The sequence below is a fragment of the Oligoflexus sp. genome, from assembly GCF_035712445.1.
Lineage (GTDB): Bacteria > Bdellovibrionota_B > Oligoflexia > Oligoflexales > Oligoflexaceae > Oligoflexus.
Window position 1 is genome coordinate 1 of sequence record NZ_DASTAT010000119.1, and the last position, 25,684, is coordinate 25,684.

Genomic DNA, 25,684 nt, shown 5'->3' on the forward strand with positions numbered 1-25,684 from the left:
TCGGTGATAGTTTCCACTTCTACCCGAGCCATCATCACCAGTTGAAATCCATCTTCATGCATCTCATGACCAATTCGATGACGCACGGTTTTTCAGCCGAGACCGAGGGCGTCATCCGCATCGAGATCATGCCCAAGGGCCGCAACCTTCAGATCATCTACCAGGACAATGGCAAGGGCATTCATATGAAAAAGATCCGTCAGCTGGCAGCGGCCCGCATGCCCGACCTCGGTCAGCGTACCGATACCGAGATCGCTCAGCTGATCTTCGACAGCGGCTTTAGCACCCGTGATCATGTCGATGAATTCGCCGGTCGCGGCGTGGGTATGGATGTGGTCCGCACGACCTTGGAAGACTTCGGCGGGAGCATCAAGGTCATCCTGGAAAACAGCCTTCAGGATACCCATAGCGTTGACTTCAGCCCGGTCAGTTTCAAAATCATCCTTCCACCCGAGGTCTTCCTTGGGGTGGATGATGCGACGCGAAAAGTGGCCTAACACTCAATCCAGCAGTTCCCGCTGAATTGCGTTATCCAGGTGGCGAATCCACGCATTGTAGTTCTTGTGGATTTGGCCCTGATAATGATCGAGGTTCTGGCTCGACTCATAATTGATACTGTATTCCTGGGTATCGTACCTCACCACCACCACCGCCTGATGCGAACGGATATTCAAGGTCCCCCGCACGGTCCCTGGGCTGATGGCATCCATCTTCCAGCCCTGGATCAGCCCGGCCTTCATAATTGCTTTCTCAACATCCTTAGCCGTGTAATCAGGCTTGTACATCTTCACTGGGGAATGAGCGACGTTATATATAGGCGCTGAGCGGCAGGCGCCGAGCAGGAATGTGAGAGTCAGTAAGGAGGTCAACACTATGGAATTTCGTTTCACGCGGGGCTCCAGATAATCTGCATCATGATTCGGGCGACGTGTCAGCTGTCAGCATACCGAGACGTCTCCTTTTGCCATCAAAAGTGCTTCGTGCCAGCCCTGTGGCCTGGCAGAGTTCTTTTATACTGTTATACCGCGTCAATAAACTAGATAAAATATTTCTCTCCAGGGAGTCCAAAAAAACATCGTATGTGTAGCCAGGGGCCTGGACCATGCCCGGCGCAAGTTTTATGAGCAACCTTCGCTACCGCCGGACTCGTATATCTGTAGCTATTTCTTTGATAAGGAAGGGCGTATTTGGATCGCTATGAGCGAGCCTTCTGATATTCAGCTGCAAAAAAGGGCCCCTAGAGAGGCCCTTAATAAAGTCTAAAATTAGTTGAGGATGATTCTCACTGCTTTTCTTCGGATTCCGCCACTTCGACAAAAACCAAAGCTACAGGTGTTTCATCAAGCCTGCGAACAGTATACGTTTTCAAAACCTTACCATTTTCATCTGTGAGCTGAACCAAAGTCATATCCAAGAGGTCTGTAAATTCGTCGTCGGGAACAAACTTCAAATCTTCAGGTATATCGGTTTCTTGTGTTAAGTCTTTCTCACTCGCTGGAAGCAGGGTAAACTTTTGCAACTCAGTTTGCTGAAGAAGGAGCGAGGTGAATTGTAGACGGGACTTACCAAGTCCTCCGCCACCTACAATAATGCCAGCAGAAGCCGACATGGAAAAAGCCAAACCCATAACGACCATTAATTTTGCGACGAATTTCATTTCTGGACCCCTTCAGCTTTGGTGATCTGCGCATCAAACCGCCCGCACAGAATGCTGACGAACATTCGATGCTTGCCCCACTTGGTCGGATCTTTTCTTAGTGCTTCGATCTTCGTAAGAGACTCTTTCACGATAGAAAGGACCTCCTGAGCACCCTGATCGTTATAACCTTCAACCACGTTGACGATTCCCGAATACTTATCGGCTGCCTGGAAGCTATCCAGGTTGTAGCGTATCGTTTGACGGGCCTGTTCTTCACTTGTACCAACTGTTTCGAATAACAGATCCTTAATCGTCCCGTCTCGGCGCTCAGCTAGAATTTCTTCTTCCAAAAGAAAATCCAGGGCTTCCACTCCGACACGCCCGTACGTTTCTTTTACTTCAGCGCGAGTCGTGCCCAAAGCTGTCGAAGCCATAGAATGCACAAGATAGAACATCTTCGTCTGTAGCACCAGGTCCAGAGCTTTATCCAGTTTCGACTCATTTTCAACAAAATTCTTATCCTGCTCAATCAGCGGGGAAAAATTAGGAAAATGCTCCACTAAGATCGTCTTAGCTTCATCCGGCGCCACAACTTTCAATATCTGATAAGCGTTCCGAAAGGTGCAGTTATGCGCCTCCCGGCTGATAATCCGATAAACCGAACTATAAGGCAGCCCCACGCGTTGTGAAAGCCACCGAACGCTTTCGTCCCGGGGCTCAATGTAGGCCATCATCCTTTCACGGAGAATGTCGCAAATACCGTGCTTCATGTGTTCCGTCCTATTCCCATCTGTGTACTGAGGAGGATTCACTTTGGTTTAAGGTATCCCTTAGTGCCTGAGTTTTGTCAAGCCTGGAGTCGGGCCGATAAACCGCGTGAAACCCTTGTAATCAATGCGTTTGGTGTCACGGTAAAGAAACGCCCTCTCACCGTGATGAACTTAAATTGCAAAAGGAAATCTCAGCATTAACCGCCACGAAAGATTATGTAAGTCCGGGCACTTGGAAAGCCTTGCAGGCTGCGTCCACTCGTGCCACAGTCCCCGCAGATTCGGGCAAAAACATTTGCAACCCGGAAGAGCACAAGACTCTCCTGAAACGAGAGCCCCCTTGATCGCGTGGCTGTCTTCTCTCACATTCCTGCCTGGAACCCACCATCGTGCGTAAAGCACGTCGCTATCCCATCTTTCATCTTCACTTTTTGACCGAGAGAAACGCCACGCTAACGCTCTCTTTTTGGCAAGCTAACTAGCTAACCAATTGAAATTATTCAAGAGCTTGGGCGGACAGTTTCCATCAATCACAGGGGAGACGAAGGGTTGCCGCAAATATTGCAAAAAAAATCGAGACGTACGCGTCTGCGGCGGTTGAGGCTCATGCATAAAATCGTGGATAACGGTCACCCTGTCCAGTGAATTTCACTGAAGCTGCGGGAGACCGTTCCTGGGGGGCTATTTTTCCGCTTTGTGCTGGAATTTCAGATCCGCCGTGAAGGCGATCAGAGTGCGAATCGAAGCGGACTGATTCACCAAAGCCAATGGACTGATGCGATCGGTCAGCAGATTGGTATTGCTGATGGATTCAATCACCCCGACAAGGTCCAAACTCTCCGCCATATTCAGGCGATAGATCTGATCCACGTAGACACCGACGATCTTGGTGATCTTATCCGGCGACAGCGGTCCGACTTCAACAAAGAGCTGCTCCAGATAGTCACGATCGGCCTGAGACAGCATCAATTTCAGAGCATCCTTCTCCATGCCCAGCATCCGCTTGAAACTATCCACGCGGTTCTGCTCCAGCGAACGGCGGCACTTCATCAGGAACGGGAACAGATCGTTGCTCGGACTCAGATGCAGGTAAGGATAGTAATCCACACTCACCGCGCGAATCAAAAACGCGAGGCGATGGAAAAGATGCGTCGGGGGCACGCCCAGGTAATAGTCGCGGTCGATATAAATCTCGCGCTTTTCAAAGTCGAACTGGAAACGATCCTCAAGCTTCGCCATATGGAACAGCTGATAATTATTCTCGACCAGGAACTTCACATAGTAGCGAAGTCCGCTGCGCTGAATGACATCATCTTTCCATTCCAGGGTCCTGCGCACTTTCAGAAGCTCATCCGAACGCACCTTCAGGCGCTCCGCGATACCCTTGATATTCATGTGGCTGGCAAACTGCTGGACGATAATCGGATGCAGTGTTTTCAAAAGACGCGCCAAGGGACTCTTGATGCCGGGATGGAACATCTCCCGTCCCATGCGGTCTGTCCACTTCAAATCATAGAAATAATCCGTCGGCTGACGCCAAACCTTATAGGGCCAGTTTTCCAGGAGCTGGATGTTCTCTTCAAATACAGCCGCAGTCTGCACTGCGATGTGCTGCTCGGTTCGATCCGGCAGCGGATTCGCCAGCAGCCACGAGCAAAGCCCTTCCCGAGCTCTTCCCTGGGCGGCGACAAGGCGCCATTCTTCGGGCTCAAAGGTAATCTGAAGACGCTCATCGCCCTCGCTCGACCGCAGCGGCAGATCCGGGGTCTCAAGACGCTGGGTTACCTCCTTGTTCAAGGCTGTCGCCTCCAAGGATTCCCGTGGACGAATCAAGGTATTTTTGGGACCTGTCAGCTCAGGACGCGGCGCGACGACTGTCGCAAGGGGCGGCTCCTCATCACTGTCAGTGCCCGGCAGCACCGGAACGGAGAAGCCCTGAGGCTCGGGTTCCATGGGTGCGGCTGGTGGCGTAGGCATGGCAAGGTCCACCGGCATCCGCGCGACCTTGGTGTCCATGGGCGCAGGCTGCGCGTTATAGACAAAGTTTTCGAAGTTCAGCGGCGCGTCGTTGGATGCATCGCTGCTGTCATTCGCTAAAACCACGGCCGAACGCGGCCTTGTTTCCGCAGCTCCGCCTGTCTGAAATTCAGGAACCTCCGGCATGCGAGGCGGCGGCATCATCAAAGGACTATTCGCATCACCCAGATCCAAGGAAGCGGTCTGACCACGAACCTGAGTTCCTTCCGGGCCCATGCCCTGCACGGACTCGTTTTCACCACCGAACTGCAAATCCACCGGCAGACTGAAGCTGATATCCACATCCGTAGGCTCAGGCTTCAGGCCCAGGCGCTCGCCGATCGAAATCAAATCATGTTCAAGGGCAGGCAAATCCAGGTTATAGCGTTCCACCGTTTCCCGATCCCGACGCAGGCGCGGCAGGATCCGATGCAGAAGCTCATAAAGATCGGTGTCCGCATTGAACTCGGAATAAAGGACGATCAAAGGTCCCCAGGTGCGAATCTCGTCCAAGTTCGCCGCATAGACCTGCTCAAAGAGCGAAAGGGCTTTGCGATGATCCTTGGCCGCCGCAAACAGATATTCGGCATAGAAAAGCCGCAGCTCGCGCTGGACTTCACTTGGGAAGCGCGCATGCTTATTATGATCCAAAAGTTCGGACACGGTTTGATAAAGGAAGCTCACCATGCCGACTTCCTGCAGAAGATCCTTGGAATAATCCAGGAGCCTTGAGGTCTGCTCGCTGTTTTCCAGGAGCTCAAGGCTATGCAGCCAGTAGCGCTCCATCGCAACGGTATCCCGGCGGCTGGCAAAGTATTCGAAAGCCGCAAGCGAGGTCGACTGACCGACCAGCCCCGTGGGCAAAAGGAAGTTCAAATAGAAACGCAGATCGTTTTCGCGATTGTCATCCATCAAGGATTTCAGGATCGGAGTGACGATCCCTTTGATCAGGCCGCTTTCCTGCCACACTTCCAGCATCTGCTTCAAAAGAACGGTCGCGGCCTTCTGATGCTCCCAGAAACTCTTATCCCGCAGCATCTGCACCGCGAAATCACGGGTATGCAGGACCTCATCAAAGCCTATGCGTTCCAGCCAGATCGTTTTCAACCGGCTCTGCTGCTCGGGCCCCAGATGGGAAATAGCCTGATGCACGCGATCCAGATTCAAAGAATCCGCCGTGGCCAGCCCTAAGAACTCGGCGGTCAATTGGAAGAGCTTGTCACGCATCACGTCGGTACGGGCCAAAGGAATCTGCTGGCCCAGAACACGGAGCATATGCTGACTGCGACCGGACTGACGAACCGCTTTCACGTATTCGCCCAGTTCCTCATCTGTCAGACTCGTATGATCCGCCAGTCGCTGCAGGATCTCAAGCTTGGTGCTCAGCATGCCCTGCACATTGCGCGCAATGCGGAAGGCCTGGCGTTCATAGGTCACGGTCTTCGAAGGATCGCTGGATGCACCGGCCAGGCGAATCAGAAGATCGACCTTGGGCGGACCATCATCCAGGACATCCAGCATCAGTTCGGGTTCCAGATCCGGGACCTCGCCGATGCTCAGAAGATATTCCAGATACGGCTTGGCCAGAGTCTTATGCGGATCGACCCACAGATACTGCAGAGCAAGATGCGCATGCTCGCTGCGCTCCATTCCGAAAAGGAGGAGCTGGCGCAGAATCTCGTCCATATAACGGAAACGGGTTTCCGTCGCGGTGTTCTGCAGGGCATCCAGGCCCTTATGCAAAAGCGGGATCAGAGCCTCCGTCTCGTCCGTGCTTTCGATCGCACGGCTGATCAGTTCATGAATGCCGAGCGCGTGACTCTGCATTTCATAAAAGGCGATACGCTCCTCAAGCGGACCGACGTCGTCGCCATCGAGAGCGAACATATCGTTGGCAAAGCGATCCTTTTCAGCATCCGAAACGCCGTCATCGAAGTAGTAAAGCTCACGCAGGATCACCTTGCGATCGGCTTCGTTGGCTGAATTCAAGCGGCTTTTCAGAAGCTCGAAACGCTGGCGATTGAGGCCATTGCGGGCGTAATGCTCATCCAGGTAATTGAAGGCCGTCTCACTCAGCTGCCCGTGTTCGAAGGCGCGCTCGTAATACTGCCGCGAACGGTTCGTATCATGAATATACTGCCGTGCGATATCGCCCATCAAAAGCAGATAATGCCCGCGCATGCCTTCATCGAGCTGATCCAGTTGCCAGTCCATGGCCTGCAGGATCTTATCATAAGGCAGGGCCAGGTTCGGCCTTTGCAGGATATGCTCGATCTGATTCACATCCAGCAGCGAACAGGTCAGGATCAAACTATAGATCCGTCCCAGCTGCTCGCTATCGCCCATCTGATCAGCCAGAGTCAGAAGCGATTTCACGATATGATCAGCACGGTCAGGCTGCTGAGCTTTGCTGGCGCTCTGCAGCGCCTGCATCAGAAGATCACCATAGAACACGGGATCACCCAGATCCTTGGCCAGCGGCAGGATCAGGTCAAAGGCTTCCGCCGTATCACCGGCCAATTCCCGGGCGCGTTCCAAACGTTCCTGGGCCAGGTCCAGACGATGAAGTTCATTGAGCCAGATCGTCGAGATCTTGAGTTCCAACTCCACGCGCGCAGGCAGAGGATGTTCCGCGGTTAATAGCTCGCAGGTTTCCACCAGGACGTGAACGGCTTCATGCGCACGACGCAGAGCGATCAGAAGATCCGCCGCGAGCATAGCGTACTTGACCTGGGTGCGATTGGTTTGCCAGCTTTTCAAGGCCCACTTGACCGCTTCATCCTGATCTTCGCTCTGCTTGATTTCAGCAAGGCGGAAGTAAATGGCGGCACGGGTCCGGATCGGGACTTCACAGGCCAGAAGGCGATCCATGTAGCCTTCTTCCGCCGTGGCATCATCAAAATCGCGCATCAGTCGAATGAGTTTCACCAGGATGCGCGGCACTTCCCCTCGGGTCTGCAGCACGCGCTCATAACAGGCCACCGCACGCTGGTCATCCTTTTCATTCCAGGCGTCGCCCAGCATCTCGGGCAGGGTGAGGCTTGTGATGTCGATGACGCCGAAGTCGACGATGGTATGCCCAAGGCTGTTGCCCAGCTTGGACAGGTTTTCCAAAAGGACATCCGAGTTCATTTCCGCGACGCTCTTGCGAATCCAGAGCGAAAGGGTCAGAAGATTGTTCGGATCATACTTCGTCATCAGGTCCAGATGCGACTGCTCAAAGGCCAGCCCACCCCAAAGGCTCAGGAAAGCCCAGCGGCGCACAAGATAGAGCGAGGCCGGATTCTTCTGCAGATATTCGCGGCATTGCGCGATCGCGCCTTCATAGTCCTCAAGCAGGATCAGCTCATCGAGCCTTTGGAAGCGGCGGGCCACTTCCTTTTGCTCAAGGACCTCGATAGGCGGCACGACCAGCTCCGGCAGCTCTTCTTTCTGGCTCCAGGCCAAAGACCATGCTGCTTCCTTCAGATGCAGGCGCACCTGCTGGAAGGGATTCTCCGCCTTCTGCCCATCCTGCTGAATCCACTGCATCAGAAAATCCGGCAGAAGACTCGCCTGGATCAGGGCTTTGCGCAAATCCTCGGCAGCGGCTGTGGTGATATAGGCATTGAAGTTGGCTTCGCCTTTCAGCGTGTCCCCAAACAGAGCCTCGGTCATGATCTTCGGAAATTCGATCAAAAGCTGACCCGGGACATTGCCCAGGAAAAAGTGTTTGGTCATAAAGACGGAAAGCTGGCCCAAAGCCTGGATCACGGTCAGATGCAGGCCGGCCAGGCCGTGAGGCAGCTGGCTCTGCTGCAGGTCTTCCTGCTCGATGAGGCGGCTCTGATCAGCATCCAGGGTGCGATCCAAAAATTCGAAGAGCAGCCAGAAGCCTTCTTCGTTATCATCCTGCAGGGCGATGGCGCGGAAGGAATCAAAGCGTTCCCGCAAAAGGTCTTCGCAGTTCTGCACCAAAGATTCGCGGCGCAGCTGGGCTTCAAAGCTGGTCTGAATGAGGTCCTGCCCTTGCAATTCCAAGGTCCAATCCACGATCTGCCAGGGCAATTGCTTGCGATGAGGCGCTCGGCCTTGATCCGCTGCCCAGGTGAACACGTGCTCATCCTTTTGGATAAAGCCGGTGTCCTCCAGGTAGGTCTTCAGGTTTTGTAGGTTTTTCGCTGTCATGGCGCCTCGATTTGTCCCCTGATGAAAAACCACGATCTCTATCTGAGATCCAGCGCACTTAAACCAAATTCAATTTTGTACTCTTATGAGTCTCTCTGTCTTGTCGGTACAATGGGGAATAAGTTTAAGGAGATGACCATGGACTTTGTCAGAAGCGCGGAACGGAAAGCCTCGTATTTGGACCAGCAGGGACTCGGCCCACTCCTGCTTAAACTCCAGACAAGAATCCACGGTTTCCTTCTGCAGGAACAGGATCTGCGGCTCATCAGTCCGGCGCTGGCGCGGGCTCTCACCTTTGACCTGACCTATCTTCTGATGCGGCATCGGGCCTGGCATAACGCCCCCATACTTTCAGAACTTTCCATCGACTTTTTATGCAGCGAATTCCAAATTCCAAGGCAGCTCGGCACCCAACTGGTCGAAAACAGCCTGGATCTGCTGCATTCTTATACTCCTGTCGAACTCGACTGGACCGCGGAAAAATATGAAGAGGAATTTCTGGAGCACCTCTTCATTTGCTCGACCCTGGCCACGGATGATGGGGCCCTGGCCGATGACATCGGCTTTGGCCGCAATCTGATCGAGCTTTTGCGCACGGCTGTGCGTTTGGATCAGGATGCCGACACGGCTGGACTCTTTCAATTCGCCCCGGAATTGGCTGGAAAAATCTATCGCATCATGAACCGGATTTTTGCCGAACAGGACGCCTGCCCCTGGATCCTGGACCTGTACCGCCTGAAGAATATACTGCAGCGGGAACCCTACACTAAAAAAAGGACACTGACTCCGGAATACCTCAATCGTCTTTTTAACATCTTGCTTTGCTGCAACTGGCAAGGCAATGATGCTAAAACCATCGCGGCCAGTGGCATTGGCGAACATCTGAGCAGCGATCTGGGTACACTAAGCCGTTGTGGACTTGTGTATGAAGAAAGCCGCCGCCGCCCCTATCCGAACTTAATTCGCTTGAGTGCCAAGGGTTTGGAATTGACACGCGCGGCCTTCTCGATAGCAGCTTGCGCCCCGCAGCATCCCGAGCTGAAAGGGTTACCCGCAATCTATCAGGCTGCAGTCCTGGAACGATTGCTTAGTAATCCTAGCGAAGACCGGATGACCTGGATGAAAAATCAAACGCCTTTGCTGACGCCAGAGGCTCTGCGACTGCTTATTGAAATTTTGAAAGAACAGCAAAAAGACGAGACTTTACTGGAGGTTTTCGAAAATTTGCTGCATAATCACGCACACGCATGGATTCGTGCGGAGATCTGCGAAGCTCTCCCCCTTGCGGATAAGCCGGATGTTTCACAAAATCTTTTGCGACCTTTGGCCTCCCAGGATCCATCCCCGATGGTTCGGCAGGCAGCTCGGGCGGCGCTCAAGAGACAGGCACGGTTGACGAGCCAGGTGTAACCAAGCGCAAATCCATGGCGTGTGGACGATGGGATTGATGGACTCTCGCACGAGAGTGCGAGGGTCATAATAGGGGCCATGGAGTTGCGCTATGTTGAAAGGTATGACTGTTGCGGAGGTTCGCGAGCTTAATCTGGATGTTCATGATATTCAGATTCATCAGCAGCGGATCAGTGAAGGTGTGAAGAATCGGGATGATCTCTTTGTTCCGATCGAAGACACGTGCCGGATCGAGAATGGGGGCATCATCCCCCAGCGGTTTCTCCACCAGGTGAATCGAGATAAAGCGCAGGGTTTTGTGGCTTTTGTTCCAGCAGCTGGGGCCGCGAGCCGTTATTTCAAGCCCCTGATGGATTTACGCCTCGCCCTTGAAGAGTTGAACCAGGATAAAGTCGAAGTCCAGCACAAGAGCCTGAAACAGCAGAATGCCGTGAATTGGCCTTTGCCCTTGCACCTCAACCAGTTCATCCATCAGGACCGCTGCCCCCGCATCACGCCCGAACAGGCGAAAATCCTCATCGAAGAGATCGATCTGCCCAAGGCTCTTCTTCCCTGCTGGAAAGATGGCCCCACCTTTCTGCAGATGAAGCAGCAGGAGCACGAAAAAATCCATGGCATGCTCGCCGAGTATTACGTCGCGCCTTTGGATCAATCCGCGCCCTTCGCCGAGCACCTGAATGAAAGAAGTCAGGACAATGAGCGTCCGCGCTATTTCCTGGAGCAGGGCAAGCAGCTGTCGACGCTGCGCTTTCGTCCCGATGGAATGCCCTACCGCACACCCGAGGGCAAATTATCCATCGTACCGGCCGGTCATGGGATGCTGGTGAAGCTCTTTCCCGAGATTCGGAAGAAAACCCCTGACGCGCATTCGCTTTTCATTCGCAATATCGACAATGTCAACGGCTGGAACTCGGACGTCCTTCAGGAAACCGAACTCTTCCTCGTCCAGCATCAGATGGTTTTAGGCACGCTCCGCAGCATTCGGGAGAGCCTTCACAAGGATGATCTGAATACCGCCGCGCAACTGGCCGAAGATCTTTTGCAGAACATGGTGAATCCAAGGCCGATGCCGGCCAGCTCCTGGCTCAAGGAGCTGGAAAAACCCTGGCAGCCCCTTTGGAAGCTCCTCGTGCAGGGCTTTCATTGCCCCGAATCCCACGCGCAAAGGATGCGCAGGAATCATCAGGACAAGCGCGCGCTCAAGGAACTTTACGATAGGCCGCTGAACACCCTCGGCCAGGTCCCGAACAGCGGGAAGGATGTGGGCGGCACAGCAGTTTTTGCCCACACCAAGGACGGTGACGTCAGTATCTGCCTTGAACTGCCGCATGCCAGCGCCGTGGATAAAAAGCGCTTCCTGGAAGATCCGACGAAGGCCACCCACTTCAATCCGGTCTTCGTCGCGGCCGAGATTCCGGTGAACCCGCGCGCCTATGATCTTGAGCAATGTCCATTCTGGATTCTCGCCGAAAAAACCATGCTGGGGGAACCCGTGGTTTATCACGAGATCGTGCTTTATGAAGTGATCGGCAATAGTCTGACGGCGAATGTCCTTTTTCCCGAGATTTCCCGGAAATTGTTTCATCCCCACAAGACTCTGCTCGACGGTGTGAAACCCACGACTTAAAACCTCGCATTGTCCGCTGAGGGGTTTTGTCCGCCAGTCCTTTGACGAAGTGGCAAACCCCTGACACCCCAAACCAGCCAAGACTTACCCCAGGCAGAGCTTGCGCAGCACCCGTACTGCAAGGTTTACCCGTTGAAGAAGGGCTTAAACCCTACCTAGAATGGTAATAGATAACCCCAACCATTCTCGGAAGGAGTTCTTTGATGGGTCCGCAAGTCGGCAAGTCGGTCTTTAAGAAAGCTCTTGTGGAGCTGGGTCATGACCCAGGTAACTACGAAGGCAAACGTGTGACTCTGGGTGGAATGTGTGAGCTTTATGAGCTGGACCAGGACTTTGTGCTGGACGCCATCGACAGGAAGGAAATCGCAGCGCATTACGACTACTACCATGACACCATCTGGGTTGATGCTCTGGATGCTGCTCATTTCTACTACTGCTACCTGAGTCGTGAGAAGCTCTTTAATCCTTGAGGCAGACTGGGTTCATACCCAGCCCCAGGGAAGAAAGCTGCTGACATTTCAGGACGATCGAGGTATATGAAGGTTCCGCCCTTGGAAAAAAGGGCGGAGAATCCTGCCTGCACCCAACTGAGGTCAACGTATCATGTCTTTGCTGGCCCGACTCAACCTCAATTATCTACGCATTTTTCTCGTGGTGTATCGTACGCGCAGTATGACTTTGGCAGCCAAGCAGTTGCATTTGACTCAATCGGGAGTCAGTCAGCAGATCAAGTCGCTGGAAGATACGCTCGGTATTATCCTCTTTGATCGTATCAACCGGAAAATCATCCCAACCGATGAAGCTGAACAGCTCTATGCCGAGTGTTCCCGGCGTCTGGACGATCTGGAGAATACGCTGCGGCAGATATCCAATCAGGACAATGAGCTTCAGGGTCGCGTCAAAGTTGGAATCTCGCCGTCCCTTCGCGAGCGTCGGATCACCGAGCTGCTCGCGGAATTCGGACGGCAGCATCCCAAAGTGAAATTCGACATGCGGGTGGGATTGGCGAATGAGCTGAGCACCTGGTTTGAAAAGGGCCGGCTCGACTTCGCCTTTGCCGACGCCTTCGTCAACGAACCCAATATCGAATTCGATGAGGTCGCGAGCGATCCTTACGACCTTATCTGTCACGAGGACTTTCTCCAGCAGTTCAAGGAAGGCGATGAGCTTTTCGATAACTACTGTCGCATGCCCTTCGTGAATTACGTGGAGGCCCCGGAGCTTCTGAACGCCTGGTTCAAGAAGAACTTCAACCGCCTGCCGAAGGAACTCGATGTCCGCTGCACCGTGATGGATCATCACGCCGTGGCCGATTTCGTTCGGGAGGGCATGGGCGCGGGCCTTCTGCCGGAGGCGAGCCTGCAGAGCCTGCTCAATCGCGAGCCGAAATTGCGTCGTCTGCATGTGAAGGCCACCGTTTCGAATCGGATTCGAGTGGCCTACCTACGGAAGCGTACCATGGGCCTGGCGGCGAAGATCTGCCTGCAATGGATTTCGGAACAGATGGGCAAAGCCTCGCTTCCCGCTTCCGACAAGGCCGACAAGTAATTCACGCCTTAAAGTCAGCGAACAGCTGACTTGCACAGAATTCAGGAGCAATAAGGCGAGCTTATTACAATTACCAAGATTAAATAATTTCACAGCTTTATGAAGCAACGATAAAGTGGCCATAAGAACGACCAAGTGGGTAGGAAGGCGGCCACCTTTACTTCAAAAAAGCTCTCCGGTATACAAATGTTCACCCGAAAGTTCCCGATATCTGCTGCCCCTTCCTCCCGCATGACACATCCGTAGCTGCAGCCCATGCATCGCCCCCATATTTCTCTTGATTCCCTGTCTCATTCCAAGCATCTCCATAAAGCAAGCTGATCCCCGGCACATTTAACGTGAAAAGGGTTTCCATGTCGTCTTATCGTTTGATCGTCGATGCCGAACGATCCTCGCTCTTCACTGGTCTCGGTCCGCCCCGTCTTGTGACGTCCCTGCAGCTTCATCTCTTCCCCGCCTGTCAGGGCCCCATACCCGGCACGATAAGGCAACAGATTCTGGCCATCAACAGCGCGGGCGCCACAGCCCTCGCCGTTCCAGAGCGCCCCTGGAAAGCCGTTCTCTTCGATATGGATTCCACCGTCATAGCCGAGGAATCCATTGTCGAGTTGGCCCGAGCGGCCGGCCGGCAGGAGGAAGTGCACCGCATCACCGAGCAGGCCATGGCTGGCCTTTTGGATTTTAAATCCGCGCTTCGTCAGCGCGTGGCCATGCTGCGCGGCGTCCCTTCTGATGTCATCGACAAGGTGGGCCAGACCTTGACCATCAATCCCGGTATGCACGAATTCGCCAAAGCGGCCCGGGCGCGTGGCATTGAACTGCACCTGGTCTCGGGTGGCTTCAATCCTTTGGCTGCGCGGATTGTTCGCGAGCTGGATTTTCAGGGCTTCCGCGCCAATGAACTGGCCGTCGCGGATGGCCAGCTGACCGGCGAACTGATCGGCGAGATCGTCGACGCCGAGGTCAAGGCGAATTACCTGGATGAACTTTGCAAAAAACGCGGGTTCAGCCCCGACGAAGTGGTGGCTGTAGGCGACGGTGCCAATGACCTCCCGATGCTGCTCAAGGCCGGCGCTGCGATCGGCTACCATCCCAAGGCCGTGTTGCTGCCGCATATCCACGGCGCCAATCTTCATGACCATCGAGTGCTCGTACACGCCCTTCTTTAATGGTACAAAGAAGAATGAAATAAAGTTCCGTTATCAACCGAGAGGCAAGGCCAACCTGGCTTTTCCTTTTCGTTTGCGATGAGGTTTGCATGCATCTGAAGTTTCTGAACAGCACCACGAATATCCTGCCCAAAAAGGGTGCTGTATTCATGATCGGCTCGCTCAAGGCTTTTCAAAACAAACTGCACGAGAAAATCCTGCCGGGCGACGTGGCCGCCTTGTTCCAGGAAGCTCTGAAAACGCCCCGCCTGGGCCGAACCCCGATCAACTTCCAAACCTTGACCGGCCTCGTCAGTCCCCACAAAGTGGTGATGGGCATCCTTCCTGAAAAAGTGGCGAAGGATAACAGCCCGACCCGCCGGGAATGGATCTTTCAGCAGCTTGATGCCGTGGAGAGTGAAGAGCATTCCCTCGTCGTTCTTTATCTGGATCGCCCCGAACAGTATGCGAGCGTCGCGACCGCCGTCGCAAGGCGCCTCCGTATCGTCAACCGCCGCAAAAACGCCAAACCTCGCACCATTCATGTCATCGCCCTGGATTCCAAAGGCCATGTCATCGAAGCCAATGAACGCGTGCGGAGCCTCAGCGAACAGGTGGCCTGGGCCTGCCAGGTCGTGGACATGCCGCCCAATGAACTGACGCCGGATGCCTTCGCCGATGAGATCAAGGATAAATTCAAGGGCGTGGTCGGAGTCACCTACAAGGATATCGTCGGCCCACGACTGCGCACCGAAGGTCTGCACGGCATTCACGCCGTGGGCAAGGGTGCGGCCGAACCGCCCCGCTTAATCATCCTCGATTATAAGCCCCGCAGCGCGAAAAAAACCGTGGTGCTGGCCGGCAAAGGCGTGACCTTTGATACCGGCGGCCTGAGTCTGAAACCCGGGGCCAGCATGGTCGGCATGAAGGGTGACATGGGAGGGGCAGCGGCCATCCTCGGTGCTTTTCATTTTCTGATTGCCAATAAATGTCCGCATCGCGTGATCGCCTGCGTGGGACTCGTCGAGAATGCGATCGGCCCCCATTCCTTCCGCAATGACGATGTGATCACCATGCATTCCGGTAAAACGGTGGAAGTGAATAACACCGATGCCGAGGGCCGGATCGTGCTGGCGGATTGCCTTTCCTACTGCGCGCGGAAATATAAACCAGACCTGATCATTGATGCGGCGACCCTGACCGGCGCACAGATGGTCGCGACCGGACTTCTGCATGCCGGCGTTGTTTCCAATCGCGAGGATCTGGAGCTTTTGGCCAAAAGGGTCGGCCTGGAAACCGGAGATATGGTCGTCCCCCTCCCCTTTGCGCCGGAACTTTATCAGAATGAATTCAAGAGCCAGATCGCGGATATGGTGAACTCGGTGAAGAACCGCAGCAATGCCCAACCGAGCTGTGCCGCGCAGTTTATTTATAGTCATGTCGATGATCTTGATATTCCCTGGCTGCATATAGACATGGCCGGCCCATCCAACACGGCGAGTGGTCTGGGCACAGGGTACGGAATTCAACTCATATCGCGACTGACTCAGGAATATGTGTAAAAATTCGGCCGCAAAGCCAGTCCCATCCTGCCCTATAAGCTTGACCCCGGGGTGCTGCTCCTGTAACTAAGGTGAACTTTGTGAGCCCTTAATTTCCACCCCGGAGTCCCGATATGATCTCTTATCTCGGCGTAACTTTTGACGAACTTCTGCAAGCCTTTGAAGATTCCTTTGCCTTTTCCGACGATCGCCCGGATCGCCTGCTGGAAGAACCCATTGAAGTTTCGGAAGCGGACGAAGACGAAGAGTCCGATGCTGACGAGGACATCGAAGTCGAGGAATTTGAAGATGATGAGGACGTGGACGGCCTGATGATCGACGAGCAGGGCCAGCTGCACGCCTACGGTGAGTCCGTGCCGGACGCAGCCGAGAATGCCCTTGCTTTTTTGACTGACTATATTGTCGCCGACGAAATGAACGAGCAATGGCTCCCCCTGAACGAAGCTCGCGGTGCCGTTCTTGCCCTCCAGAGTCTGCTTGAGGAATTGGATGAAATTCCTGAAGTCGACTGTGCTTACCACTTTGTGATTTCACGGGCCGAGACGACAGGTTATCCTGATTTTGTCACCATGCGTCCTTTGAATGGCGAGAGCGCCCCGGCCGAGTCCTTGACTCGCACGGACAAGGCTTATGAAGGTGTGGTCAATGATAACACGGCCCTTACCGAACTCTTTGCCAAGGCAGACGTTCCGGAAGACGAGCAGGAATTGCTCGCCGATGTGATTTCTGAAGCGGTTGCAGCACTGGCCGAAGAGCAGTGCGGCGTGGTCTTCGATGTGAAAGCATTCTGCCGATCTTTGACTGAAATGGCTGCGGCTCATCGCGGTGAGGGCATCCAGCTCTAAGCCCCAAGGTCGCGCCTGAATCCCCTTTAGGAGTTTCTGATGCGCGACTTGTCTAACAAGACTCTGATTTTCGCCCTCGTAGCCTTCTTCGCCGTTATCTTCATCTATTCCAGTTTTTATGTGGTTGACCCCGGAAATCGCGGCATCGTCGTGACTCTGGGCAAGACCGATCCCCTCGCCAAACCTGAAGGCGTCGGCTATAAGACCCCCATGATCTCCAAACTCTACCAGGTTTCCGTTCGTCAGCAGTCCGAAGGCGTGAAGGCGGAATGCTATTCCTCGGATTTGCAGCAGGTGAACATCAACCTGAAGGTGCTTTACCGCGTGCCGGAAAACAAGGTCATCACGATCTTCACCCAGTATGCCGGCAATCCCTTTGATTCCCTGGTCGCGCCGCGCGTTCAGGAAGCCATCAAGGAAGCCACCGCGCTGGAAAGCGCTGAAGGCATCGTGAAAGGACGCGAGCGCATCAAGCTGAAAGTTTTGGAAGCCGCGCAGAAAAAAATCCAGGACCTGGTTTCGATTGAAGACGTCGTGATTGAAAATGTTTCCCTGTCCCCTGAGCTGGAAAAAGCCATCGAGGAAAAAATGGTTCAGGAGCAGGAGGCAGCCAAATCCAAATTCCTGAAAGACAAGGCCAAGGTTGAGGCGGAAACTGCGGAAATTCGTGCGGCTGGTGAAGCGCGCGCCATCGACATTCGCGGCGAAGCCATTCGCAAGAATCCTGGAATTATCGAGCTGCAGATGATCGAGAAGTGGAATGGCGTCTCGCCCCTTGTGGTCGGGCAAACCAATGGCAGCTTTGTACTGCCTTTGAATAAGAAATAACTTCAGGTCCGGGTTGAACGCGTGATTCGTAAAACTCCGAAGAGGCTCAGCAGCTGACAAAGCTGGTAACCCCAGTCCCATTCAAACCAGCGATGGCTGAAGCGGGCTTCATCCGGGTAGCGATGATGATTGTTCTGATAACCCTCCCCCGCCACCAATAGAGCCACCCAGCTATTATTCCGTGAATTATCATCGGTCGCATAATTGCGATAACCAAAGGAATGCGCGAGGGCATTGACGGCCCAGCCTTCGATGGGATGACTGGATATTCCAAGCACAAAAGCCGCGCCGATCCAGGCCGATCCGCTCAGAAGCCCAAGGGCAAGGCCTATCGCAAGATGGGCCAGGTACGGCAGGTACCAGAGCTGGCGCGCATTCACAGGACTGACCTCGATATCAAGATCAGCCACGACCTTCTCATAATCCTTATGATGACGAATCAGCGCCACCAGCACCTTGCGATAGGCCAGGAGCTGTTTGCGAAAAAGTCCGAAGACCCCACCATGAACGGGGCTGTGCGGATCCTGTTTGGTATCGGAATGACGATGATGCAGGCGGTGCATGCAGACCCAGGCTTTCGCATCAATGCCCGTCACCCAGCTGCCGGTTAGCGCCACAAAACGCTGCATGCGAGGCGAAAGGATCACGGCCTCATGAGCGAGCCCGCGATGATAGAAAACCGTAATATAGAGGACATTCAGGATATAAGCGCCGAGAAACACAAGGACACTGGCCGGAAAGGCATCCATCGCTTACGACCTCCATGTGGTATAGAGTTGTCTTACGATGGACGCTCTGAAAAATCTAGAAATTTTCGAACTGCACCTTCAGATCATCCAGCAGGACGCCAATGGAGTCATCCGCGGCCCCGACATCCACCCATTCCAGGACGCTGGTGCCGGATCCTGCGACCCACTGAAAGCTGACATCCTGCCAGGTGCTGCTGAAGTTTCGCAAATCGCCAACGATACGGTTATTGATCTTCAATTGCAGGCCTTGCACCACGGCCGCGAATCCTGGTGGCAAAGGCTGCTGCCTGACTTTGAAACTCACGCGATAAACCCGGCCAGGCAAAAGCGCCAGACTTTTGCTGACAGCAAGGTTACTGGCGCCGCGAATGGCGTTCGCCGCACCTTCTGGCCAGCAGGCGGAATCCGTATCCATAAACTGCTGGCCTTCTGCGGCGCCCAGAGTATCAGTGCTGCCACTCTGAGTCGCAAAACGCATGACCTCAAAAACGGGCTGACCACAGGCGGTGGTTTGCGCTGCGGGATTCGCCCAGTTGATGACAGCGGAACCCGCGAATGTTTTGGGATCATGAAACCAGGCCGTGTCTGTGGCAATACTGGTGCCTTCAAAGCCTTCACTCCACGCCATCATCAGGCTTGCCGTTTTTGTAGAGTTCACGCTGGCAAGGCGACTATCGGTCGGCACAAGATCCACGACCAAGCCTTGATAGCTATTGCCTGCATCATCCTGAACCGAGAGTCGCGCTTTTCTTACAGCCTGTTTCAAGGCGTTGAAATCTGCTGCCTGGAACTGGATTTCCACGATGGTAGCGGAACCTGGGCTGACCGCTCGGAGCACCGAAGTCACGCCCGTCACCTGCCATTGATTTAAAGTCGCGACGGATACGGCTGAGGTGTGCGCAGAATCACGATAAACGCCGCAATGAAGCGTGGCGTTCTGCTGAATGTTCATCAGCTGCTCCTGCTCGATACACACAAGATAGGAACCAATGATATTGCTGGGCGGCGAAATCTTTTCCGCTTCGGGGTCGTCTTTGTCCTGATCCTTATCGGTCTCGACTGGCTTGTGATCACCAGGACGCACGGCATTGCCCTGCAGCGTGCCGCTGTCCTGACAGGCGACCAACTGCGAACAAAAAGCGAGCGGGAGCATCCACGACCGAAGTCGCGGCACGAGCCAAAGCTGAATCATAACATGCCTCTAAGTTGCAAGTGAGAGGCCTATCGGCTTTTTGGGGTAAAAACTTTACCGAACAGTAAAATTTGACGTTTTTCCTCAAGTTTTGGACGCTTTATGCCGATAAGAGGCGCGCAAAGGGTGCGATCACACACATTCCCAACGATAGGATCTGCCATGAGGAAAAACCATGTTCCGATCCTTGCTGACTTTTTTGGTCGTGACCACCTTGATTCCCGCATGTTCGTCGGCCGGTCTTCGCGGTAAATCCGCGAGCGGGGGCGCTCCCAAGGACACTCCCCTGGCCTTGAATAACTGCAAAGCCTCCGTTCCTGCAAAAGCCTGCGGGCTTTCATCCCTTGCTGCCCGGCTGGAAACGATCAAGAGCCTTCAGAGTTCGCAAACTTTGAATGGCATTCGGCTCGAACCGCAGAACATTCCGCAGCAGCGGCTTCAGGATGTGACGCTGAATGCATCCTGTCTTTCCGAGAATTCCTTTGTTGAAGGTCAATGGGAACGAACCATATTCGCAGGCAGCGAGATGATCCTGACGGAAGCCTCGCGCACCCGTTGGAGCCAGGCCCGCTTTACCGATTCTGATCTGCGCCTCTCGCATTTTGCTTATGCAAATTTCTCCGAACTTACGGTGCGGGGTTCCTGCCTGGCATCCAGCAACTGGAGTGCGAGTCAGTTTCAGGATGTGAGTATCGAGGACTCCAGTGCGGATCAAGGGAATTTTTCGAGCATCAAGGCCCAGGGCCGTTTCGCTTTCATCCGCGGACTTTTAACGACCACCAACTTCAGTCATGCCGTCTTCGAAGGTCCAGTCAACTTTCAGGATAGCGATCTGCGCGGGGCCAATCTTTCGGGAGCCATCTTCAAGGAAACCGTCAATTGGCAAGGAGCCCAGCTCAGCGGCGCCACCTGGATGGATGGACGCGTCTGTGCTGAGGGCTCCGTTGGAACTTGTCTTTAAACGATGCGGATCTTCAACCTGCTGGCCACAGACTGTCAAGGTCTTTGATCAGGCGGCCGCAGTCATAGTCCTCGGTCGCTGGCAACTTCACAAAGCTGACGTTGGTTTTGCTGGCGTCAGGATCCTTGCTGATTTCCGGTGTTTTCTTCAAAAGACTGGATGAAGCATCCAGAACCGTTTGCTCACCCGCGTCCTGCATCAGGGCGAAGGAAAGCTGTCCATCGGCACCCAATTGCCCGCTCCAACTCTGCCTCACGCGTTGCACGAGGTAAATTTCACCTGTAATCAGGCCCGAAACTTTCACCGTGACACCCGGATGCCCGTCACCATCCTGATCGACGACGCGAGCGTCACTGATGCTGGTGGGCAGGGCTTCGCTGCTGCCCTGGACCTTGGCGCCTATCACGATAGGTGATTCATCCTTGGCGAAACGCAGGGTATCCCCCTCGGGCCAGATGCGGAAGGGCGAAACGATGGGCGCTGCGGATTGTGGCAGGGCATCGGGAATCAGCTGTTTCACAGGCCCGGAGCTTGTGATGGTGATGTGGCAGTTGCGCTCGATCGCTTTCACGCCGCTGCCGTCGCGTTCAAGAGTCAAAAGTGAATAGGCCGAAGAAAGAGCCGGTGTTTTGCCGACGAAGGGCAGGTTTTGTATCGTGGCCAGGTTGCCTCGAATCGCGTACTGGCCTAAAAAGAGGGCCGCGTCCTTGTCATTGACGGTGCTGCCGGGTTCGACGTTAAGGCTCGACGTGTTTGGGTTGGCACCACAGGCCGTGACGAGCAGAGTTGTGACGCTGAACAAAGTGGAAACGAGTACTGATTGCATAGAATTACTCCTCAATAGGATTAGGAAAGTCAAGCGGGAGACTGATTTCGTCCTTGGGTAGCGGCTTGCCATCCAGTGTCTTTAAAAAAGCCACAAGGTCATTGATGTCGGCATCGCTTAAAGCTGTGGTCTGCGCGAGTATGGGATCATGCAAGGGATCCTTCCTGGCATTTTCGCCGGTTTTGTGTCGAATCACATTCACGAGTCGCGTTTGGGAGCCGTTGTGAAAGTAGGGCGAACTGCGGGCTACAGAACGAAGAGTCGGCGTAAGGAAAGCCCCGCGATCTTTTTCAAGACCTGTGACTGTATAACGACCTTCGTCGGCCCGCGCACCCTCTGCATTCGGTGGTGAGCTGGAAATATTATGGAACTTGAAATCGCTGAAGAAAGGTCCGCTGTGACAGGCAACACAGCGAGCCTTGCCCACAAAAAGCTCGGCTCCACGCTTGGCAGCCTCGGGAATCGCCGTGTCATCGCCGGCATTCCACCTATCAAATGCCGCATCGCGTGACACGGCTATGCGGATAAAAACAGCGAGGGCCTGCCCAGTAAGACGCCAGATTTCTTCCTGCGACAGATTCATGGGATCCACACCAAATGCTTCGCGATAAAGAGGAAGATAGCCACGCAGTTCCCCGCGCGTCAGACGCTCTTTAAGTGTCTCCTGGGCCGAAGGAATGTGAATCGTGAAAGGATCCGACGCAGGAATGCCCTTGGTCAGATTCATGTTGGCCTCGGCCAGCGGCAGAACCATGGCATCAGCCAGATCCGTGAAGTGAGAACCATCCCAGCGCAACATGGGAGCGTAGACGATGTTAAGAAGTGAGGGCGCATTGCGATGAAGCGCCGGAGCCAGATGTGGATACGAACGATCAGGCAGGTCGAGTGGGGTATTCGACTGAAAATCTGCATTCGAAGGGTGACAGGTTCCGCAGACGATCTGTCCACTTCCCGAAAGACGCCTTTCTGAAAAAAGAAGGCGCCCCAGGGCTTTCTTCGCTTCCGTCGCTGGATTGTCTTTCCACTCAGGGAGTAGCGGCACAGGCCCCAATTGAGGATAACGAAGCGTGGGAGTCTGACTCAGAGCCACACTCATGAAAAAGCCGGGTCCAAAAAAACAAAAGGCCGCAAACAGTCTGACGAGGCGCATAGCTCATCTCCTGCAATGAAATGTTCCGTGGGTTGGGAGCCTCTATTAGGGCATAATAAGGAACGTATTGGTTAGGGCTTTCAAGACGTCTTCCGTTGACGTGCCGGTGAGTGGTTTATTGCTCACGGAGACGTCGGTATCCTTGCCGTGAACGTTCAGACGAACCAGACCATTCACAAGCTCCGGATCATTGCCCTCGACCACGCTCGAATCCAGGGTGAAACTGCTCAGATCGCCTTTGACGGGGGGTGGCGCATCCAGAGGATCGCCATTCATAATGTCCTGAGTAATAGGCGTATTGATATAAACAATAAGCACGGCATCATAAGGACCATCTTCATAATGGGCTTCTGTTGTGAAACCATAAGTCAAATCCTCGCCGACTGTGGTCCAGTGGTAATCAATGGGCGAGTCATTCCCCTGGGAAAATCCTGCATGAAATATTCCGATCAATACGGGTTTGCCACGAACCGTGGCACTGGGAATGGTGATGGCAGAACCTGAAGGGGAAAGAAGGGTGATCTGCTCATCCTTTTCCAAAAGCGCACCCTTCACTGTAAGAGCGTAGCGACCTTCAGCCGCAAAACCTTCTGCCCCAATGAGCAGGGCCAGAGACAGCATAAGCAGCTTCCAAAGTTTCTTTAGCATGACATACTCCCATTCTGAATTTTGTATGCCAGTATTCTGCGCGCTCCGCGTCTTTGTCAACTGCGGCTGGTGGCATGCATTTGCAGGAAATATGAACTCATCATGAGATCATTCCGGCTGTTTTTCTTTCAGAATAAGCTGCAGCATTGCCGCTCGCTGGGGCAGGTTATGTCATAAGACAAGGGGCTCAGACCAAGGAGACCCTACGCTTGACCAGACGCACATGAGTCACAGTTTCAGAAGGTATGTATTCAGCACACTCATAAGTCTTCGATATCTCGTCCGTGCCTTCGAACAGTCGCTCTCCTGCACCCAGGAGTTTTGAAGTCATGACCAGATGCAGTTCATCGATGAGCCCGGCGCGAAGGTACTGCTTGATTACGTTGGCTCCACCTCCCACCCGAACGTCCCGACCTTTGGCCGCTTCAAAAGCCTTTTTTAAGGCGACTTCGATACCTTCCGTGACAAAGTGAAACGTGGTGCCGCCTTCCATGGGAATTGAGGCCCTTGCGTGATGGGTCAGCACAAAAACAGGCGTATGATAGGGCGGGTTGGGTCCCCACCAGCCCTTCCATTCCGTATCGCGCCAAGGACCTCGTATCGGACCGAACATGTTGCGACCGATAATATTGGCACCGATGCCCTGATCAGCCTGCTTTGCAAAATTATCATCGATGCCTGTACTGCCACCTTCCTGGCCGAACATTTGCCGGAATGTGCGGGTAGCAAAAGCCCAGTCCATGATCTGGATTCCGTCTGTACCAAACGGATTCTCAAGACTTTGGTCACGAGCCGCCGAGAATCCGTCAAGAGACAGCGTAATGCAACGAGCTACAAGCTTAGCCATTCATGATCCCCCTTCCAAAAAGTAATCGTCATCAAAGTATTCATGTGCCGTATAACGGAGTCTATATGAATGTTGCAGGGGGGGGCTTTGCGGATTCACGCAAGCCACCCAACTCGTCCTGACAGCTTACCAGGACCAATCCCGATATTCCTGCCTCAGCTCCGTCTTCTTAAACTTCCCAGCCGAAGTCCGCGGAATCGCATCCGCGAACACAAAGGCATCCGGCAACTGAAACTTCGCAAAATGCGGCGCCAGGTGCTCCCGCAAAGCATCCGAATCGGCCTGATGACCAGGCTTTAAAACCACCACAGCCAAAGGTCTTTCACTCCACTTCGGATGCGGCACACCAATCACGGCCGCCTCCCGAACAGCAGGATGCCCCATGATCGCATTTTCGAGCACCTGGCTCGCAATCCATTCGCCACCTGACTTGATAAGATCCGCCGTGCGATCGGTCAGCTGCACATAACCCAGGGCATCGCGATTCGCCACGTCCCCCGTTTTAAAATAACCATCATCCGTCCACCGCTGATCCACCACACCCGATGTATAGCAGCGGGTAATCCAAGGCCCGCGAATCTGCAATTCGCCACTCGTTTTTCCATCCAAGGGAACCTCGCCCTTTTCATTGCAAACCCGAATCTGCACCAAAGGCGCTGGCCGGCCCTGCTTGGCTCTCAGTTTATACTGCTGCTCCAAAGGCAGCTCCCGCGCCGCCGGTGTCAAACGCGAAACCAAACCAACCGGCGAAGTCTCCGTCATCCCCCAGGCCTGGATCAATTCCAAACCCAGTCGATCAAAATCCCGAATCAACTGCTCAGGTGCCGCGGCACCACCGACCACCATCCGTGCCTTCAGTTTCCGAGGCCTTGCATCCAATTCCTCGCGGATACTCATCCAGATCGTGGGCACACCCGCGGCCACGGTCACCTTTTCGTTTTCCATAAGATCCACAAGGCTCGCCGCATCCAAAAAAGGTCCCGGCAGCACCTGGCGCGCACCGATCAGCGTTGCTGTATAGGGCAACCCCCACGCATTCACATGAAACATCGGAACAACCGCCATCAGGCAATCATCCTGGGAAAGATCAAGGGAATCGGGCAAGGCCGTGACCAGGCTATGCAGGATCGTCGAACGATGCGAATACACCACACCCTTGGGCTTGCCGGTCGTCCCGCTCGTATAGCAGCAGCCTAAGGGATCATTCTCCTGCAGCCTGGGCAAGGGCAGCGAAGACCCGGCCCCACGCTGCAGAAAATCCTCGTAATCCACCGCCCCTGCTGGCAAGGCTTTGGTCGCCCCCACAACAATCACCTGCTCGAATGAGTATTTCGAGCGGAATGCTTCAAAAAGCGGGAGCAGACATTCATCCACAATCAGAAAGCGATCCTGGGCATCCTGGGCAATGAAGGCGATTTCATCCGGGTGCAGCCGCAGATTCAGAGTATGGATCACAGCCGCGGCCAAAGGAATTCCCAGGTAACACTCCAGATGCTGACTATGATTCCACATCAGCGTCGCCACACGATCCCGCGGTCTTATACCGGCTTCCATCAAAGCCCGAGCCAGCTGCTCGGCACGTTCCGCGACAGCTCCATACGTGGTTTTATGAAGCTGGCGATCCGGTTGACGGGAAATAACCTCCGCCTCCGGTATAACATTCCGAGCCCGATCCAAAATCATGTCGATGGTCAATGGAATATCCATCATGGTGGATTCAAACACAGGAGCCCCCTTGTTCAGATTTGGAA

At 54.1% G+C, this 25,684-nt stretch carries 21 protein-coding genes; 10 read left to right on the forward strand and 11 right to left on the reverse strand.

Annotated features, from left to right (window positions below):
• A partial coding sequence (locus VFO10_RS25455) for an ATP-binding protein (RefSeq protein ID WP_325144817.1) occupies nucleotides 1–497 on the forward strand: 497 nt, incomplete at its 5' end.
• A 3-nt stretch (nucleotides 498–500) separates the two neighbouring features.
• On the opposite strand, the gene VFO10_RS25460 is transcribed toward VFO10_RS25455, so the two are convergent.
• The 4 genes from VFO10_RS25460 to VFO10_RS25475 form a co-directional block, all read right to left on the reverse strand.
• A complete protein-coding gene (locus VFO10_RS25460; RefSeq protein WP_325144818.1) occupies nucleotides 501–740 on the reverse strand; it encodes a hypothetical protein in 240 nt (79 codons plus the stop codon).
• A gap of 542 nt (nucleotides 741–1,282) precedes the next feature.
• Complete coding sequence (locus tag VFO10_RS25465; RefSeq protein ID WP_325144819.1) at nucleotides 1,283–1,657, reverse strand: hypothetical protein; 375 nt, start codon at nucleotides 1,655–1,657, stop codon at nucleotides 1,283–1,285.
• The gene (locus VFO10_RS25470) at nucleotides 1,654–2,409 is read right to left on the reverse strand and encodes a hypothetical protein (protein WP_325144820.1); all 756 of its coding nucleotides are present in this window, start codon (nucleotides 2,407–2,409) and stop codon (nucleotides 1,654–1,656) included. The genes VFO10_RS25465 and VFO10_RS25470 overlap by 4 nt, the downstream gene beginning before the upstream one ends.
• Before the next feature lie 681 nt (nucleotides 2,410–3,090).
• Complete coding sequence (locus VFO10_RS25475) at nucleotides 3,091–8,592, reverse strand: hypothetical protein (protein WP_325144821.1); 5,502 nt, start codon at nucleotides 8,590–8,592, stop codon at nucleotides 3,091–3,093.
• Nucleotides 8,593–8,730: 138 nt separating this feature from the next.
• On the opposite strand from VFO10_RS25475, the gene VFO10_RS25480 reads away from it, so the two are divergent.
• The 8 genes from VFO10_RS25480 (at nucleotide 8,731) to VFO10_RS25515 (ending at nucleotide 17,560) form a co-directional block, all read left to right on the forward strand.
• Complete coding sequence (locus VFO10_RS25480) at nucleotides 8,731–10,002, forward strand: HEAT repeat domain-containing protein (RefSeq protein WP_325144822.1); 1,272 nt, start codon at nucleotides 8,731–8,733, stop codon at nucleotides 10,000–10,002.
• Between the two features lie 91 nt (nucleotides 10,003–10,093).
• The gene (locus VFO10_RS25485; RefSeq protein WP_325144823.1) at nucleotides 10,094–11,629 is read left to right on the forward strand and encodes a DUF4301 family protein; all 1,536 of its coding nucleotides are present in this window, start codon (nucleotides 10,094–10,096) and stop codon (nucleotides 11,627–11,629) included.
• Nucleotides 11,630–11,832: 203 nt separating this feature from the next.
• Nucleotides 11,833–12,099 (forward strand): hypothetical protein, encoded by a 267-nt coding sequence (locus tag VFO10_RS25490; protein ID WP_325144824.1) that lies wholly within the window; start codon nucleotides 11,833–11,835, stop codon nucleotides 12,097–12,099.
• A gap of 133 nt (nucleotides 12,100–12,232) precedes the next feature.
• A complete protein-coding gene (locus VFO10_RS25495; protein WP_325144825.1) occupies nucleotides 12,233–13,177 on the forward strand; it encodes a LysR family transcriptional regulator in 945 nt (314 codons plus the stop codon).
• 353 nt (nucleotides 13,178–13,530) lie between these two features.
• Nucleotides 13,531–14,346, forward strand: coding sequence for a phosphoserine phosphatase SerB (serB, locus tag VFO10_RS25500; RefSeq protein ID WP_325144827.1), 816 nt, complete (start codon nucleotides 13,531–13,533; stop codon nucleotides 14,344–14,346).
• An 89-nt stretch (nucleotides 14,347–14,435) separates the two neighbouring features.
• Nucleotides 14,436–15,887: a leucyl aminopeptidase family protein gene (locus tag VFO10_RS25505; RefSeq protein ID WP_325144828.1), complete on the forward strand. Its 1,452-nt coding sequence runs from the start codon at nucleotides 14,436–14,438 to the stop codon at nucleotides 15,885–15,887.
• Between the two features lie 113 nt (nucleotides 15,888–16,000).
• Nucleotides 16,001–16,732: a hypothetical protein gene (locus VFO10_RS25510; RefSeq protein ID WP_325144829.1), complete on the forward strand. Its 732-nt coding sequence runs from the start codon at nucleotides 16,001–16,003 to the stop codon at nucleotides 16,730–16,732.
• 39 nt (nucleotides 16,733–16,771) lie between these two features.
• A complete protein-coding gene (locus VFO10_RS25515) occupies nucleotides 16,772–17,560 on the forward strand; it encodes a prohibitin family protein (RefSeq protein ID WP_325144831.1) in 789 nt (262 codons plus the stop codon).
• A 2-nt stretch (nucleotides 17,561–17,562) separates the two neighbouring features.
• Here VFO10_RS25515 and VFO10_RS25520 read toward each other — a convergent pair whose 3' ends face one another.
• Nucleotides 17,563–18,309, reverse strand: coding sequence for an acyl-CoA desaturase (locus tag VFO10_RS25520; protein WP_325144832.1), 747 nt, complete (start codon nucleotides 18,307–18,309; stop codon nucleotides 17,563–17,565).
• Nucleotides 18,310–18,364: 55 nt separating this feature from the next.
• On the reverse strand, nucleotides 18,365–19,501 hold the full coding sequence (locus VFO10_RS25525) for a hypothetical protein (RefSeq protein WP_325144833.1): 1,137 nt from the start codon (nucleotides 19,499–19,501) through the stop codon (nucleotides 18,365–18,367).
• A 175-nt stretch (nucleotides 19,502–19,676) separates the two neighbouring features.
• Here VFO10_RS25525 and VFO10_RS25530 point away from each other — a divergent pair, with 175 nt between their 5' ends.
• Entirely contained in the window at nucleotides 19,677–20,462 is a 786-nt protein-coding gene (locus VFO10_RS25530; protein ID WP_325144835.1) for a pentapeptide repeat-containing protein, read from the forward strand.
• A gap of 13 nt (nucleotides 20,463–20,475) precedes the next feature.
• Here VFO10_RS25530 and VFO10_RS25535 read toward each other — a convergent pair whose 3' ends face one another.
• From VFO10_RS25535 to VFO10_RS25555, 5 genes are all read right to left on the reverse strand, one after another.
• Complete coding sequence (locus VFO10_RS25535) at nucleotides 20,476–21,288, reverse strand: hypothetical protein (protein WP_325144836.1); 813 nt, start codon at nucleotides 21,286–21,288, stop codon at nucleotides 20,476–20,478.
• Between the two features lie 4 nt (nucleotides 21,289–21,292).
• On the reverse strand, nucleotides 21,293–22,438 hold the full coding sequence (locus VFO10_RS25540) for a cytochrome-c peroxidase (RefSeq protein WP_325144837.1): 1,146 nt from the start codon (nucleotides 22,436–22,438) through the stop codon (nucleotides 21,293–21,295).
• Nucleotides 22,439–22,483: 45 nt separating this feature from the next.
• The gene (locus VFO10_RS25545; RefSeq protein WP_325144838.1) at nucleotides 22,484–23,086 is read right to left on the reverse strand and encodes a hypothetical protein; all 603 of its coding nucleotides are present in this window, start codon (nucleotides 23,084–23,086) and stop codon (nucleotides 22,484–22,486) included.
• Between the two features lie 187 nt (nucleotides 23,087–23,273).
• Nucleotides 23,274–23,933, reverse strand: a complete 660-nt coding sequence (locus VFO10_RS25550) for a dihydrofolate reductase family protein (RefSeq protein ID WP_325144839.1) — start codon at nucleotides 23,931–23,933, stop codon at nucleotides 23,274–23,276.
• A 126-nt stretch (nucleotides 23,934–24,059) separates the two neighbouring features.
• Nucleotides 24,060–25,658 carry a long-chain fatty acid--CoA ligase gene (locus tag VFO10_RS25555; protein ID WP_325144840.1) on the reverse strand — a complete coding sequence of 533 codons (1,599 nt, stop codon included), beginning with the start codon at nucleotides 25,656–25,658 and terminating at the stop codon, nucleotides 24,060–24,062.
• Nucleotides 25,659–25,684: the final 26 nt, after the last annotated feature.

Coding starts and splice junctions, on each gene's coding strand:
- VFO10_RS25460 (WP_325144818.1), bottom strand. CDS start 740: ATGAAGGCCGGGCTGATCCAGGGCTGGAAGATGGATGCCATCAGCCCA.
- VFO10_RS25465 (WP_325144819.1), bottom strand. CDS start 1,657: ATGAAATTCGTCGCAAAATTAATGGTCGTTATGGGTTTGGCTTTTTCC.
- VFO10_RS25470 (WP_325144820.1), bottom strand. CDS start 2,409: ATGAAGCACGGTATTTGCGACATTCTCCGTGAAAGGATGATGGCCTAC.
- VFO10_RS25475 (WP_325144821.1), bottom strand. CDS start 8,592: ATGACAGCGAAAAACCTACAAAACCTGAAGACCTACCTGGAGGACACC.
- VFO10_RS25480 (WP_325144822.1), top strand. CDS start 8,731: ATGGACTTTGTCAGAAGCGCGGAACGGAAAGCCTCGTATTTGGACCAG.
- VFO10_RS25485 (WP_325144823.1), top strand. CDS start 10,094: ATGTTGAAAGGTATGACTGTTGCGGAGGTTCGCGAGCTTAATCTGGAT.
- VFO10_RS25490 (WP_325144824.1), top strand. CDS start 11,833: ATGGGTCCGCAAGTCGGCAAGTCGGTCTTTAAGAAAGCTCTTGTGGAG.
- VFO10_RS25495 (WP_325144825.1), top strand. CDS start 12,233: ATGTCTTTGCTGGCCCGACTCAACCTCAATTATCTACGCATTTTTCTC.
- serB (WP_325144827.1), top strand. CDS start 13,531: ATGTCGTCTTATCGTTTGATCGTCGATGCCGAACGATCCTCGCTCTTC.
- VFO10_RS25505 (WP_325144828.1), top strand. CDS start 14,436: ATGCATCTGAAGTTTCTGAACAGCACCACGAATATCCTGCCCAAAAAG.
- VFO10_RS25510 (WP_325144829.1), top strand. CDS start 16,001: ATGATCTCTTATCTCGGCGTAACTTTTGACGAACTTCTGCAAGCCTTT.
- VFO10_RS25515 (WP_325144831.1), top strand. CDS start 16,772: ATGCGCGACTTGTCTAACAAGACTCTGATTTTCGCCCTCGTAGCCTTC.
- VFO10_RS25520 (WP_325144832.1), bottom strand. CDS start 18,309: ATGGATGCCTTTCCGGCCAGTGTCCTTGTGTTTCTCGGCGCTTATATC.
- VFO10_RS25525 (WP_325144833.1), bottom strand. CDS start 19,501: ATGATTCAGCTTTGGCTCGTGCCGCGACTTCGGTCGTGGATGCTCCCG.
- VFO10_RS25530 (WP_325144835.1), top strand. CDS start 19,677: ATGTTCCGATCCTTGCTGACTTTTTTGGTCGTGACCACCTTGATTCCC.
- VFO10_RS25535 (WP_325144836.1), bottom strand. CDS start 21,288: ATGCAATCAGTACTCGTTTCCACTTTGTTCAGCGTCACAACTCTGCTC.
- VFO10_RS25540 (WP_325144837.1), bottom strand. CDS start 22,438: ATGCGCCTCGTCAGACTGTTTGCGGCCTTTTGTTTTTTTGGACCCGGC.
- VFO10_RS25545 (WP_325144838.1), bottom strand. CDS start 23,086: ATGCTAAAGAAACTTTGGAAGCTGCTTATGCTGTCTCTGGCCCTGCTC.
- VFO10_RS25550 (WP_325144839.1), bottom strand. CDS start 23,933: ATGGCTAAGCTTGTAGCTCGTTGCATTACGCTGTCTCTTGACGGATTC.